General features: G+C 65.8%; 10 protein-coding genes and 1 pseudogene. 8 read left to right on the top strand and 3 right to left on the bottom strand.

The window, feature by feature from the left end:
• Positions 1-6: 6 nt before the first annotated feature.
• On the bottom strand, positions 7-606 hold the full coding sequence (hxlB, locus tag AC3ANU_RS04525; protein WP_488315531.1) for a 6-phospho-3-hexuloisomerase: 600 nt from the start codon (positions 604-606) through the stop codon (positions 7-9).
• Between the two features lie 130 nt (positions 607-736).
• Here hxlB and AC3ANU_RS04520 point away from each other — a divergent pair, with 130 nt between their 5' ends.
• On the top strand, positions 737-2,053 hold the full coding sequence (locus AC3ANU_RS04520; protein ID WP_134165084.1) for a helix-turn-helix transcriptional regulator: 1,317 nt from the start codon (positions 737-739) through the stop codon (positions 2,051-2,053).
• Between the two features lie 28 nt (positions 2,054-2,081).
• On the opposite strand, the gene AC3ANU_RS04515 is transcribed toward AC3ANU_RS04520, so the two are convergent.
• Entirely contained in the window at positions 2,082-2,363 is a 282-nt protein-coding gene (locus AC3ANU_RS04515) for a hypothetical protein (protein ID WP_018771776.1), read from the bottom strand.
• A 132-nt stretch (positions 2,364-2,495) separates the two neighbouring features.
• Positions 2,496-3,176 (bottom strand): GntR family transcriptional regulator, encoded by a 681-nt coding sequence (locus AC3ANU_RS04510; protein ID WP_018771777.1) that lies wholly within the window; start codon positions 3,174-3,176, stop codon positions 2,496-2,498.
• A gap of 122 nt (positions 3,177-3,298) precedes the next feature.
• Between AC3ANU_RS04510 and purU the strand changes: the two genes are divergently transcribed.
• From purU to AC3ANU_RS04475, 7 genes and pseudogenes are all read left to right on the top strand, one after another.
• The gene (gene purU, locus AC3ANU_RS04505) at positions 3,299-4,204 is read left to right on the top strand and encodes a formyltetrahydrofolate deformylase (RefSeq protein ID WP_018771778.1); all 906 of its coding nucleotides are present in this window, start codon (positions 3,299-3,301) and stop codon (positions 4,202-4,204) included.
• 49 nt (positions 4,205-4,253) lie between these two features.
• Positions 4,254-6,746, top strand: a complete 2,493-nt coding sequence (locus AC3ANU_RS04500) for a GcvT family protein (protein ID WP_018771779.1) — start codon at positions 4,254-4,256, stop codon at positions 6,744-6,746.
• Between the two features lie 4 nt (positions 6,747-6,750).
• Positions 6,751-7,377, top strand: coding sequence for a cyclodeaminase/cyclohydrolase family protein (locus AC3ANU_RS04495; protein WP_018771780.1), 627 nt, complete (start codon positions 6,751-6,753; stop codon positions 7,375-7,377).
• Positions 7,374-8,279 carry a bifunctional 5,10-methylenetetrahydrofolate dehydrogenase/5,10-methenyltetrahydrofolate cyclohydrolase gene (locus tag AC3ANU_RS04490; RefSeq protein WP_018771781.1) on the top strand — a complete coding sequence of 302 codons (906 nt, stop codon included), beginning with the start codon at positions 7,374-7,376 and terminating at the stop codon, positions 8,277-8,279. The genes AC3ANU_RS04495 and AC3ANU_RS04490 overlap by 4 nt, the downstream gene beginning before the upstream one ends.
• A 157-nt stretch (positions 8,280-8,436) precedes the next feature.
• Positions 8,437-9,811: pseudogene (locus tag AC3ANU_RS04485) on the top strand (molybdopterin molybdotransferase MoeA).
• 384 nt (positions 9,812-10,195) lie between these two features.
• Positions 10,196-11,608, top strand: a complete 1,413-nt coding sequence (locus AC3ANU_RS04480) for an MFS transporter (protein WP_488315530.1) — start codon at positions 10,196-10,198, stop codon at positions 11,606-11,608.
• Between the two features lie 256 nt (positions 11,609-11,864).
• Complete coding sequence (locus tag AC3ANU_RS04475) at positions 11,865-14,372, top strand: GcvT family protein (protein WP_488315529.1); 2,508 nt, start codon at positions 11,865-11,867, stop codon at positions 14,370-14,372.
• Positions 14,373-14,784: the final 412 nt, after the last annotated feature.

Below are 14,784 nucleotides of genomic sequence, written 5' to 3'. Positions count from 1 at the left end.
AAAGGTCTATTCGAGGTTGGCGTGGCGCAGCCACAACTGCTCGGCGGGGACGTCGGCGTTGTCCCAGAGTGTTTGGAACACCGCCTCCGTTGCCACGAAGAGCACCTGTTCAAAGAGGCTCCCGGAGTACTGGCGGGAGACGCCCGAGCCGTGGTCGGTCTTTTGCTGGGCCGGGAGCAGCACGACGGCGTCAGCCAGTCCTGCGAGTGCCGAACCGGGGTTGGCAGTGAAGGCGACGATCCGGGCCCCCGCCTTGGCGGCGGTCTCGGCGGCCTTCACGATCCCCGACGTGCTGCCGGAGCCCGATGCGACGAGCAGAAGGTCACCCTTCCGGATGGCGGGGGTGGTGGTGTCCCCGGCCACGTGGACCACGAGGCCGAGGTGCATCAGCCGCATCGCTGCCATCCTCAGCACCAGGCCGCTGCGGCCTGCCCCGGCCACAAAGACGCGGTCGGCGTTCTCCAGCATCGAGCCCGCCTGGCGCAGCCTGTCCGGGCTGATGCGGGCCGCGGTGTCTGCGATCTCCCTTAACACCAGGGAGATATTGCCCGTGATGGCCCCGCCGGTTGCTTCCACCGCGGGAGCGGTCAGAACGGTTGAGTCCATATCTCCTCCTTCATCGTGTACCTGGCATCCATCGTGCCGAAACGGGCGGGTAGGTGATACGCCAATTCGGGATGGTTTTAACCACCCGTTCGGGTAGTTCAGGACGGGATTCTTCGCGTAATCTGTCGAGATGATTGAGAGCACCCCGCCCGTTCGGCTGGTTACGGACTTCCCCGAAACCGCCCTTCCCTGGCCCCTGCTCCGCGCGGTGGCCCGGATCGCGGAGGCGCCCCTCTCCGCCATTGCCGAACGGCTGCACGAAGCTGTCCGCCCCTACACTGGCGGCGACGCCCTGGTGATCTTCACCGAGGAATGCACAGGACGCCCGCAGAAGAAGTCAGGCGACGGGGAGGTGGTGGCCCGGGTATCGATCAGCGAACTCCAGCAGCTGCGCGAGCAGGTGGCCGCTGAGGGGCCTTGGGCGGGAACGGCACAGATCGCAGGCAGGCAACGGCAGGCCTTCGCCCTGAGGTACGCTCCCAGCAACGCTTTGCTGGTCATTACCTATCCCGGGACGGCCGGGGGCCGGCAGCAGGCCGGGGACATGGAGAACCTGGACCTCGTGTCCTATCTCTGGGTAATGGCAGCACGCCGGATCCAGGAGAAGGTGAAGGATGCGCCGCCGTCCTACCTGCTGGAGTCACGGGCAGCATCCGCGGAACGGATCAGGGTCACGGGCGAGCTGGTGGACCTTCATTCCACAACCCTGGAAACCATCCTGGCGGCCGCACGGTCAGGCTCCCTGGATGACGCAACGGCACGGGCCACCGTCAGTGACGCCGCGGCCAAGGCGCTGGTGGAACTGCGCACGCACAATGACCAGACGGCAGAACTGGTGAAGGAACCGGTGGCCACCGCCTTCGAACGGCTTCGCGAGGATCTGCGTCCGCTGACCCGGTTCAGTGGGATCGACGTGCAATTCATCGAACCCCCCTTGAATGGCCGGGCGCTGCCCGGCGAGGTAGCCATCGCGGCGCGGGCCATCGTGCGCGGGCTGCTGTTGGCCATGATGGAGCAACCGGAAGTCCGCAGGGTGCGGACCCAGTGGGACTGCGACGGCGAAAACCTGCTGATCAATGTCCGGGACGACGGACGGGGCGGACTCTCGGCTGACGCCCCGAACATGGAACGGCTGCAGCGCAGGGTCCAGGCACTGGACGGCCGCATGGAAGTCGATCTCATGCCGGGGTGGGGCGCGGACATTTCCGTCACGCTGCCCCTGGACCCGCCTGCTTCTCCGGCAGACGTCTCGGGCTGGAACCTCGCGGCCCGGGAACTCGAGGTCCTCCAACTGCTGGCTGCGGGCCAACGCAACCGAAGCATAGCCGCCGCGCTCAACATCAGCGAGAACACGGTCAAGTTCCACGTGCGGAACCTGTTCAGGAAGCTGGGCGTGGCTTCGCGGACCGAAGCCATTGCGCTGGCCCACAGCCACGGACTGCGTTAGGACCTGCAGCGTCGAGGGCTAAGAACAGTCACACCCAGATCTGGTAGCCCGATTGCTTGTCGAAGATGCGCCGCGTGCTGATGCCCTCGGCGGCTATCCAGAGCACCGATCCATCCTCCGCAGCCTGGTCCACCACCCCGCTGGCCACGCGCTCCCCCAGTAGCCACACCTCGACATTGCGGCCAGGCAGGCGCGCCCAGTCAGTCCGGAGGCCAAGGGCCTTTTTCGACGTGCCGCCGCCCTGGCCACGTTGTTGAAGGTCAAGGCCGGTGGCTCTCCGCGGGGCTTCAAGGGTTGCCTGGGAATTCACTGGTCGCTCCGTTCGCCGGCGCCATCGCCGCTCATGGGAATCCAACTCTGATATTTGATTGATATATCAATCTGGATTCAGAGTATGGTGCAGGTCACACCCGATGTCAACAGACGCGCAGACCGGCCGGGACTAAGCCTTGAAGAGGGCCTCCCGGACCGCATGCTCGAATCCACTCACGTGGGCCTTGGCAAGCTCGGAGGCCCGCTCCTCATCCCCGTCAATGACGGCGCGGAGCAGATCGAGGTGTTCGCGCACGTGGTGGGACAGGTCCGGCAGGCGGTCGATGACCATGCACCAGATCCGCGTTGCCAGGTTGTCATAGCGGATCAGGATGTCCTCCAGGTGAGGGTTGGCAGCGGCGGCGTAAATGCCCTGGTGCACCCGGGCATCCAGCTGCAGCGTCTCGGTTACGGTTGCTGCGGCAACATCGAATGCCTCGACCTTCTCGAGCGTGGCACGCAGCCCGTCCCGAACCGCCGGGGATGCCACCCGGGCAGCACGTGCGGCAGCAAGGGGCTCGAGCTGGGCCCGGATTTCCGAGATGAAGGAAAGGTCGGTCACGTCCACCCTGGTGGCGAAGGTACCCCGCCGGGGGTAGGTCTTCACCAGCCGGTCCAGCTCCAGCCGCTTCAGCGCTTCGCGCACCGGAGTCCGCCCCACGCCCAGGTTCTTGGCAAGGAGCTCGTCATTCAGCAGCTCGCCGGGCTTGATTTCAAGGGTCAGCAACCAGTCGCGGATGCTCTCGTACGCGACGTCTGCCAGCGACTTCCTGCCGGCGTCGTCCGCCACCGCCAAAGCTTCGAATGCCATGCTGAGCCCCTTCTTCCCAACCAGAAAAAAACTATTGACCTCGCCTCGAGACCAGTATACGCTGACAGCCAATCTAATATATCAGTCCGCATCTTTTGAATATATCTAGAAGGAGGAGGGACATGACCCTCATTGAAACAGCTTCAGCAACCGCTACCCTGCCGGCGCTCAAGGAAGAGCAGGCGCAGAAGTTCGTGCTGACCTTGTCCTGCCGCGAGCAGGCAGGGATTGTGCAGGCCGTGACCACGTTCCTCTTCGAGCGTGGCTTCAACATCGAGGAACACCAGCAGTTCGATGACAGCCTGCGTGAGACCCTGCACCTGCGCACAGCGTTCTCCGGCTCCCCCAACTACACGCCGGCGATGCTCGAGGAAGAATTTGCGTCCATTGCAGGCCGGTTCGACATGAGTTTCAGCTTCCACGACAAGACCCAGCCGCGCGTTCTGGTGATGGTGTCCAAGTTCGGGCACTGCCTGAATGACCTGATCTTCCGCTGGCGCGGCGGCAGCCTTGGCGGCGAACTGGTAGCGGTCGTTTCCAACCACGAGACCCACCGTGCAATGGCGGAAGCCGCAGGGCTCCCCTTCATCTACGTCCCCGTCACACCGGACACGAAGGCCGACGCCGAACGCAGGCTGCTGGAGCTGGTGGAGGAGTACGAGGCCGACCTCGTGGTCCTGGCCCGTTACATGCAGGTGCTCTCCGACGATCTCTGCCGGGCGCTGGAGGGCCGGGCCATCAACATCCACCACTCCTTCCTCCCTGGCTTCAAGGGCGCACGCCCCTACCACCAGGCCTACGACCGCGGAGTCAAGCTGGTGGGCGCCACCGCCCACTACGTCACGGCGGACCTGGATGAGGGTCCCATCATCGAGCAGGAAGTCATCCGCGTGGACCACAGCTACGGCCCGGCGCAGCTGTCCACCGTGGGCCAGGACGCCGAGGCACTGGCCCTCTCCCGCGCCGTCCGCTGGCACTGCCAGCACCGCGTGCTGCTGGACCAGACCAGCACCGTGGTGTTCCGGTAAGCAGCCCTCGTCCGCAGACCCAACCCGTAAAGCAGCAGGAGAGACTTCCTTGGAATCGTCACCACGCATTGTCATTATCGGAGCCGGCATCGTCGGCACCAACCTCGCGGATGAACTCGTCGCGCGCGGCTGGAACAACATCACCGTCCTGGACCAGGGACCCCTCAACATGCCCGGCGGCTCCACCTCGCACGCCCCGGGACTGGTCTTCCAGACCAACCCCTCCAAGTCCATGGCGCTGTTCGCCAAGTACACCGTGGAGAAACTGCTGTCCCTCACCGAAGACGGCGTCAGCTGCTTCAACCAGGTGGGCGGCCTGGAGGTTGCCACCACCGAGACCCGCCTCGCGGACCTGAAGCGCAAGCTCGGCTATGCGCAGGCATGGGGCATCGAAGGCTCCATTCTTTCCCCGGCAGAATGCAAGGAGCTTTACCCGCTCATCAACGATGAGGACATCCTGGGCGGCCTGCACGTCCCGAGCGACGGCCTGGCCAGCGCGGCGCGGGCGGTGCAGCTGCTGATCAAGCGCACCGAAGCGGCCGGCGTCAAGTACTTGGGCAACACCACTGTGACCGGCATCGAACAGTCCGGCAGGCAGGTCACCGGCGTCCAGACGCCCGACGGCGTGATCCCGGCAGACATCGTGGTCTCCTGCGCCGGCTTCTGGGGTGCAAAGGTGGGCGAGCTGATCGGCATGTCCGTGCCGCTGCTGCCCCTGGCCCACCAGTACGTCAAGACCACCCCGGTTCCGGCACAGCAGGGCAAGAACGAACTGCCCAACGGCGCCCGGCTGCCCATCCTCCGGCACCAGGACCAGGACCTCTACTACCGCGAACACGGCGACCGCTACGGCATCGGCTCCTACGCCCACAAGCCCATGCCCGTGGACCTGGACGAACTCGGCAGCTTCAAGCCGCATGAGATCAGCGAGCACAACATGCCGTCCCGGCTGGACTTCACCCTCGAGGACTTCCTCCCCGCGTGGGAAGCCACCAAGCAGATCCTGCCTGCCCTGCGCGAAAGCGAGATCGAGGACGGCTTCAACGGCATCTTCTCCTTCACCCCCGACGGCGGATCCCTCGTTGGCGAGTCCAGGGAACTCGACGGCTTCTTCGTGGCCGAAGCCGTCTGGGTCACCCACTCCGCCGGCATCGCGCGCGCTGTGGCCGAACTCCTGGTGGACGGCAAGTCCTCCATCGACCTGGGCGACTGCGACATCCACCGCTTCGAGGACGTGCAGCTGACCCCCGAATACGTCAGCGAAACCTCGCAGCAGAACTTCGTGGAGATCTACGACGTCCTGCACCCGCTGCAGCCCAAGCTCTCCCCGCGCAACCTGCGCGTCAGCCCCTTCCATGCCAGGCACAAGCAGCTGGGCGGCTACTTCCTGGAAGGCGGCGGCTGGGAACGTCCCTACTGGTTCGAGGCCAACGCCGAGCTCCTCAAGGAGATGCCCGCAGACTGGCAGCCGCCGGCCCGTGATTCCTGGTCCGGCATGTTCAGCTCGCCTATTGCCGCGGCCGAGGCATGGAAGACGCGCACCGCCGTCGCCATGTACGACATGACCCCGCTCAAGCGCCTCGAAATCTCCGGACCGGGCGCCCTGAAGCTGCTGCAGGAACTGACCACCGCGGAAATGAACAAGAAGCCCGGAGCCGTCACCTACACGTTGCTGCTGGACGAGCAGGGCGGGGTCCGCAGTGACATCACCGTGGCCCGCCTCAGCGAGGACACCTTCCAGCTCGGCGCCAACGGCAACATCGACACCGCCTACTTTGAACGCGCAGCCCGGCACCAGACAGCAAGCGGCAGCGCCGACGACTGGGTCCAGGTCCGCGACACCACCGGCGGCACCTGCTGCATCGGCCTGTGGGGCCCGCTCGCCCGCGACCTCGTCAGCACCGTCAGCAGCGATGACTTCTCCAACGATGGCCTGAAATACTTCCGGTCCAAGCAAGTGGTCATCGGTGGCGTCCCCGTTACCGCCATGCGCCTGTCCTACGTCGGTGAGCTGGGCTGGGAACTGTACACCAGCGCCGACAACGGACAGCGGCTCTGGGATGCACTGTGGAAGGCCGGCCAGCCGTTTGGCGTCATCGCTGCCGGGCGGGCCGCGTTCAGCTCGCTCCGCCTGGAAAAGGGCTACCGCTCCTGGGGCACGGACATGACCACCGAGCACGACCCCTTCGAGGCCGGCCTGGGCTTCGCGGTGAAGATGGCCAAGGACAACTTCGTCGGCAAGGCGGCCCTGGAAGGCCGCACGGAGGAGAACTCCGCGCGGCGCCTGCGCTGCCTCACTGTCGACGACGGCCGCAGCCTGGTGCTCGGCAAGGAACCGGTGTTCTACAAGGACCAGGCAGTTGGCTACGTGACCAGCGGCGCCTACGGCTACACGGTCAGGAAACCGATCGCCTATTCCTACCTGCCCGCCGAAGTTTCGATCGGCGACTCCGTGGAGATCGAGTACTTCGGACGCCGGATCGTTGCCACGGTGACCCAGGACCCGCTGTACGACCCCACCATGACCCGGCTCCGCGGGTAGTGCCATGATCAGCTCAGAGACAGTCAGCAGCTACCTCACGCGCCTGGCCGCAAAACAGCCCACGCCGGGCGGCGGTGCAGCCGCTGCCCTGCATGCGGCCCAGGGTGCAGCCCTGGTGGCCATGGTGGCGCGTTACACCACAGGCGCCAGGTACGAACAGCACGCACCCCAGGTGCAGCGCATTACCCAGGCAGCAGACAATCTCATTACCGAGGCACTGCGCCTGGCCGACGCGGACGAACAGGCCTTCCAGGCAGTCATCGACTCCTACAGGCTGCCGTCCGACACGGATGAGTCCAAGGCCGCGCGCGCGGCCGGGATCCAGTCGGCACTCATCCAGGCTGCACAGACACCCGCCAAGCTCATCAAGGTCTCAGGCGACATCGTGGACCTCGCCACGGAGCTGTTCGACGTGGCCAACGCGAACGTCATCAGCGACGTGGCAGCGGCTGCCGATGCCGCCCGCGCAGCTGCCGCCACCGCGCGCGTCAACATCGACATCAACGTCGTGGCGGTCAAGGACCCGGAGGCACGCGCGCTGCTTGCTCGGCAGACGGACGGTATTGAGGAAAAGGTAGTCCTGGCGGCTGAGGCCCTCTCGGCCCGCGTGCGGGAAAGGATCCTTGGTTGAGCACCGCAGTACTTTCCGGAAAGCCTTTGGCCGGTTTGTTCCACAAGGAAGTGCAGGAGCAGGTCCGGTCGCTTGAACTGGACGGCGTCCGCCCGGTCGTGGCGGTGGTCATGGCGACCGCCGATGAGTCAACGCACTGGTACGTCCGCTCCATCGAGCGGGCAGCGGAGCGGGCAGGAGTGGGTTGCCGGATCATCGACCTGGGCCATGACGCAACGGAACCGGTGCTGGCCAGCGTCCTGCGGGACCTGAGCGCCGAACCGTCCGTGAACGGCATCATCCTGCAAACTCCACTGCCGCCCGGTGTCCGGACGGACAACCTGGTGGGCCTTATCGCCCCGGAAAAGGACATTGACGGCGCAAATCCGTTGAGCCTGGGTCGCCTTGCCGTGGGGCAGCCGGCCTTTGCGCCCGCCACCGCGCGCTCCGTCGTCGAAATCCTGGATCATTACCAGGTTCCCCTGGCGGGCAAGGGCGTGGTGGTCGTGGGCCGGTCCGCCGTGGTGGGCAAGCCACTGTCCCTCCTGCTGCTGGCACGCGATGCCGCCGTGACGGTCTGCCATTCCAGGTCGGGCCCTCTTGAGCGCTACACGAAGGATGCCGACGTCGTGGTGGTCGCCGCCGGACGCGCCGGCCTGCTGACCGGTAGCCATGTCTCCTCCCGGACGGTAGTGGTCGACGTCGGCACGAACGTCCTTCCCGACGGCTCGCTGGTGGGTGACGTGGACGAAGCCGGCGTCACCGGGACGGCAGCGGCGCTCACCCCGGTTCCCGGCGGCGTGGGCTCAGTGACCACGGCATTGCTGCTGCTTCACACCGTGGAGGCTGCACGCAGGCAAGTGTCTTCCCTGCCGCTGGCGGCCGGGCCCCTGGAGTCCCAGGTCCTGGAAGCCGCGGGCTAGGAAAGGCACAGCGTTAGCAACGGGCGTCCCGTTTTCCGTGAAAGGTGCTTCGATGGGCCTAAGACCTGGGGAGGTATTCCTCATCGAAGCACCGTTTTCGGAAAACGGGACCCCGCAACCGGCATGGTGCCGGTGACTTAAAAAGGAGGGGCCCCGGATGCCTGCCAATGGATTGACAGCCACCGTTTCCAGGAGCACGGCTGCGCCGGGTCCCGTCCCGGAACGCGGGTGCATACCGTGGTCCGAAGCGCGCCATGTGGCCTTCGGTTCCGCCGGTCCGCTCCCGCCCGTGGCAGTCCCGCTCGCTGAAGCCAATGGACGCACGCTGAGCCGGGATGTCACCGCCCTCCAGGACCTCCCGCATTATGCCTCGTCCGCCATGGACGGTTGGGCCGTGAACGGGCCTGGTCCATGGCTGCTGGCCGGAGCCGGCCAGCACGCCTCCCCGGTGCCTGCAGGCAACAGATTCCTGCCTGCAAACAGTGCCGCCGTGATTGCCACCGGCGGCACTGTTACCGCACGGTGCCGATGCCGTCCTGCGGAAGGAAAGCGGCCTGGCCGTGCGGGACCCCAACGGCAACCACATCCTGGCGCTGCGTGCCGATGCGAAGCCCGGTGAGCCGTGCAGCGGCCAACACATCCGCCCTGCCGGGCAGGAAGCCCGGTCAGGGGACGTACTCATCCCTGCCGGCACCGTCCTTAATCCCGCGCACGTGGCCCTGGCTGCGGCGGCAGGGCACGACACCGTCCAGGTCCGCGCCCGGCCCGCTGCCGCCGTCGTACTCACCGGCGCCGAAGTGGTGACGCAGGGAATTCCGGGCCCGGGACAGGTCCGGGACACCTTTGGCCCGCAGCTCGGACACGTGGTTTCCCTGCTCGGCGGTGTTGCGGACAGCCCGCAAAGAATCGGTGACTCTTTCAGCGATTGGCTGGCTGCCCTGGAGAACCCGGTGATGCCCCATGGCGGGCACGCAGACGTGCTCATCACCACCGGCGGCACCGGAAAATCCGGCACCGACCATTTCCGTGCCGCCGTCGACGCCATGGGCGGGCAGTTGCTGGTGGACGGCATCGCGATGCGTCCCGGGCACCCGGCAGTGCTCGCCGCGCTTCCCGGCGGCCGGCTCGTCATTGGCCTGCCCGGCAATCCCCTGGCGGCCATGATGGCCCTCCTCACCCTGGGCGCACCGCTGATGGCCTCGCTTGGGGGCGCGCAGCTGCCTCCGTTGCAGCTCGTGATGTCCGGCTGCTACCTCGAGGGCGATCCGGGAAGGACACGCCTGGTCCCCTGCCGGTTCCTGTCCGGCCTTGCGTTCCCAGTCCAGCACACCGGGCCCGGCATGATGCGCGGGCTTGCCTGGGCGGACGCGGTCATGGCCGTTCCACCCCAGGGTGTAGATTCCGGGGGACCCGTTCCCGTGCTCCCGCTTCCGTGGGCAGCACCAGCTCCCAGCGGTCAGGGCCTTTGGTGTGACCCGGAGTCCCCAGCAGGAGCGCCTACACACTTTGCCTTTAGGGGGTCACACTCTTGACATTGAATGTGAGCTAGCGCACGATTTTGTTGCATACAGCGAAGGTTGTTGATCATCACGGAACGAGGCACGCCCGGATACGCTCCTCCCGTCCCCCGGCTCCACCCGTGATGACTTTGGGGAACAGACGAACGAATTCATGATGGCCGATCCGAAAGGGGCCCTGGCCCGTGCATCGGCCGCACAACGCTGCCAGTATCCATGCGGCAGCGCCAGATCACCAAAGGAAACTGTCTATGACTATCAGGGATGGCAGCACCATCGATCAAAGCAGCGCGGGGCGCCGGAACCGGGGAACGACGCCGAAGCCTGTCCGTGGGTCCAGGAAACAGCGCTCTGGCACCTTCAGCGGTTTGCGCTGAAGCCGGAAGGGAACGAATCTCAATGATCAATCCAACCAAGACGACGGCCCCCGTCGACACCTCCTCATCAAAAGAGACCAGCTCCAAGTTCAAGCGCCGCTTCATGATGCGGCTTGTAGCGGTCTTCATAGGCGGGATGTTCCTCGACGGTTACATCCTCGGAATCATCGGCCCGGTCACCGGATCCATGCGGTCAGATCTCCAGCTCGACGCACTATCGCTGGGCATGATCGCTGCAGGCCCGCTGGCTGGTATCTTCATCGGCTCCCCGCTGGCTGGCTGGGCTACTGACAAGTTCGGACGCAAGCCAATGTTCCTGGTGGACATGGGCCTGTTCCTGGTCGCCTCAGGAGCCCAATTCTTCGTAACCTCTGGAGACGGCGCCGTGATCCAGTTGGCCATCATCCGATTCATGATGGGCGTCGCGATCGGCGGCGAGTACTCAATCGGTGGGCCACTGCTGTCAGAGTTCTCCCCACCCAAGCTCCGCGGGCGGTTGCTCGGGCTGACCCTGATCGCCTGGTACGTCGGTTTCATGATGGCATTCATCATCGGCACGCTCCTGCACGACGCCGGCACCCCATGGCGCCTAGTACTCGGCACGAGCACGATACTGGCATTCGTTCTGTTCCTCGCCCGCATGGGCCTCCCCGAATCGCCGAGCTGGCTCATTACGAAGGGCCGGCACAAGGAAGCACTCGAGATCGCACACCGATATGTCGAATCGCCGCAGATGCACGACAGCATCACCGGAGAGATGGATCTGAGGATGCTCCAGGAGGCCCAAGCCGCGGAGAGTGGGACCAAAATCAAGAACGCCTCCTTCGGAATGCTGTTCTCGAGGCAGTACTGGCGCGCCACTATCTTCACTGCAGGTTTTTGGTTCTGCGCGGTCACTCCGTACTTCGCGATCGCGACCTTCGCCGACGAGGTACTCAACCAATTCGGCTTCGGCGGCGGCTGGGCCGGTGGAGTCGGCCTGTCCGCACTTGCGGTCGCGGGCGTTGTCACCAGCGTACTTCTGATTGATAAGCTCGGCCGCCGAATCCTCACTGTGCCCGGGCAGTGGCTCTGCGCGGGCATCCTGCTGGTCATCGGAGTATGGGGGAACGCACCAGCGATCCTCGTGCTCGTCCTGTTTCTCGCCTTCTCCTACTTCAATGCCGGCTACACCACGATGACCCAGGTCTATCCGGCCGAGGTATTCCCCGGCCACCTGCGCGGCGTCGGTATGGGCTTCGCCGCGTCCTTCAGCCGGATCGGAGCCGCACTCGGCACCTTCGCCCTGCCATGGGCGATCGCCAATATCGGCATGGGCGCAACCATGGTCGTAGCCGCCGCCGTCGCATTACTCGGCGCAGTCCTCTCGCAATGGCTCGCGCCTGAGACGAAAGGGCGCACCCTCGCCGAGATTTCAGCAGACTTCTCCCACTGACACCGGGACCGCACGGACACACGCCGCCGGATAACCGGAGCTGCACCAAAGAGGCCTTCGCCGCACCAGCGGCGGGGGCCTCTTTGCCGCCTGTGATCACAGCACCGCCCATCCCCGCAACAAAGCAGGAAACCCTTGACATCCTATGTGAGCTGAGACACCCTGTTGCATATAGTGATGCGCGTTGCTCATAGCGAAGCGAACTCCATCACCCCGGCCAGGCGGATTTCAGCACCAACCAGGAGAACCAAGAATTATGAGCGCATCACCCCGCGTCGTCATTATCGGAGCCGGCATCGTCGGCACCAACCTCGCCGACGAGCTGGCAAGCCGCGGCTGGAACGACATCACCGTCGTCGACCAGGGCCCGCTGGAGCTCGCAGGCGGCTCCACGTCGCACGCCCCTGGCCTCGTGTTCCAGAACAACCCGTCCAGGACCATGACGGAATTCGCAACCTACACCGTTAACAAGCTGCTCGCCCTGACCAAGGACGGCCAGTCCTGCTTCAACCAAGTGGGCGGCCTGGAACTGGCAACCACCCCAGAGCGCCTGGCCGACCTCAAGCGCAAGATGGGCCTGATGACCTCCTGGGGCGTCGAAAGCCGGATCGTGGACGCCGACGAATGCGAAAAGATCTACCCGCTGCTGAACACCGGCAAGCTTACCGGCGGGCGCGAGGTCCTGGGCGGCCTGCTTATCCCCACCGACGGTATCGCCCTGGCGGCCCGGGCCGTGCAGCTGCTGATCGAGCGGACGCGCGAACTCGGTGTCACCTACCTCGGCTCCACCACCGTCACCGGCATCGCACGGGAGGGCAGCAAGGTCACCGGCGTCGAGACCTCCTCCGGTGTGATCCCAGCCGACATCGTGGTGTCCTGCGCAGGGTTCTGGGGCCGTGAGCTCGGCCGGATGGTGGGCCTGGAGGTGCCGCTGCTGCCGCTGGCCCACCAGTACGTGGTCACCACGCCCCTCGCCGAACTTGAGGGCGTCAACGAGCTTCCGAAGGGTGCCAGCAAGCCGATTCTGCGCTACCAGGACAAGGACCTGTACTACCGCGAGTGGGGCGACCGCATTGGCATCGGCAGCTACGCCCACCGTCCCATGCCCGTGGACATGGCTGCACTGCCCAAGGTCCCGGCCGGGGAGATGTCCGACCACCGCATGCCCTCCCGCCTGGACTTCACCCTTGAAGACTTCGTGCCCGCGTGGGAGGACAGCCAGGACCTGCTGCCGGCACTGCGCAGCACCGGAATCCAGGACGGCTTCAACGGCATCTTCTCGTTCACCCCTGACGGCGGCCCGCTCATGGGCGAGGCGCCGGACCTCGACGGCTTCTTCGTGGCCGAGGCAGTGTGGGTCACGCACTCGGCCGGCGTCGCCAAGGCCATGGCCGAACTGCTCGTCGACGGCCAGCCGCAGACCGACCTGCACGGCTGCGAGCTGACACGCTTCGAGAAGGTGCAGACCTCCGACGCGTACGTCAGCGAGACGTCGCAGCAGAACTTCGTGGAGATCTACGACGTCCTGCACCCGCTGCAGCCCCGCGAATCCCCGCGCGACCTGCGCGTCAGCCCGTTCAACGTCCGCCAGAAGGAACTCGGGGCCTTCTTCCTGGAGTCCGCCGCCTGGGAGCGCCCGCACTGGTTCGAAGCCAACCGCGGACTCCTGGCCGAACTGCCGGAAGAATGGCGGGCTCCTGGGCGCGACGAATGGTCCGCCATGTTCCACTCTCCCATTTCCGCCGCCGAAGCGTGGAAGACGCGCACCGCCGTCGGACTTTTCGACATGACGCCGCTGAAGCGCCTCTCCGTCGCCGGCCCCGGCGCCCAAGCACTGCTGCACCGCCTGAGCACGGGCAATATCGCCAAAAAGCCGGGTGCCGTGACGTACTGCCTGCTGCTGGCGGACGACGGCGGCATCCGCAGTGACGTGACCGTCGCCAGGCTCGCCGAGGAGGAGTTCCAGCTGGGCGTCAACAGCAACGTTGACTTCGACTACCTCCGGGTGGAGGCCCGGAAGCAGTCGGCCGCTGATCCTGCCCAGTGGGTCCACGTCACCGACATCACGGGCAGCACCTGCTGCATCGGGCTCTGGGGCCCGCTGGCCCGCGAGGTCATCGGCAAGGTCAGCGGGGACGACCTCAGCAACGACGGCCTCAAGTACTTCCGCACCAAGGAAATCTCCGTTGGGGGCATCCCCGTTACGGCCATGCGGCTCTCCTACGTGGGCGAGCTCGGCTGGGAGCTCTACACCACGGCCGAATATGGGCTGAAGCTCTGGGACCTGCTGTTCGAGGCGGGCCAGGAGCACGGCATCGTCGCCGCCGGCCGCGGTGCCTTCAACAGCATGCGCCTTGAGAAGGGCTACCGGCTGTGGGGCACGGACATGACGTCCGAGCACCACCCCTACCAGGCCGGCCTTGGCTTCTCCGTGGCCAAGGACAAGACGGGCTTTGTTGGTGCCGAGGCCCTGGCGTCGCTCCGCGAACAGCCGGCGGCCAAGACACTGCGCTGCCTGACGGTCGACGACGGCACGTCCGTGGTGCTGGGCAAGGAACCGGTGTTTGTGGCTGGGGAAGCCGTTGGGTACGTCACGAGCGCGGCGTACGGCTTCACCATCCGCAAGCCCATCGCCTACGCCTGGCTGCCCTCGTCAGTGTCCGAAGGGGACGCCGTGGAGATCGAGTACTTCGGCCGGCGGGTGGCCGCCACCGTCACTGCGGAGCCGCTCTTTGACCCGGGCATGGAACGCCTCCGCGGCTGACCAGCCCCGCCCAAAGGGTGGGTGGACCTGCTTGAGACCGGCAGGACCACCCACCCTTTTTGGTGCCTCGGGGAGGGCACTGATTCGCGCGGCAAAACCGTGTCGTAGACTCACCGGAGCAACAACAAATTTGAGGGAACAGGTGTTTGGGGGAACAGCGTGCTGACCAGGGTGTGGCCAGATGACATTCTGGCGTCACTGCCGTGATTCAGCAGCGCCCGGGCCGCCGCCCTTGGACGTTCGCCGCGGTCTGCGTGATGGTGACCTCGCTGACGCTCCTGTTGTTCGGCCCGTCCCTGGGTCCTCCCGCTCGCCGTCGACATACGCGGGAGGGGCAGCGACGGCAGGACTCATGATTGCGTACTGGGCCTGGCGCCTCCCCCGCCGTTCCCGCCGGGTGCAGCGCCATGAC

It is taken from the genome of Arthrobacter sp. SDR-2R (genome assembly GCF_057747955.1).
This window is presented reverse-complemented; position numbering and strand designations above follow the sequence as displayed.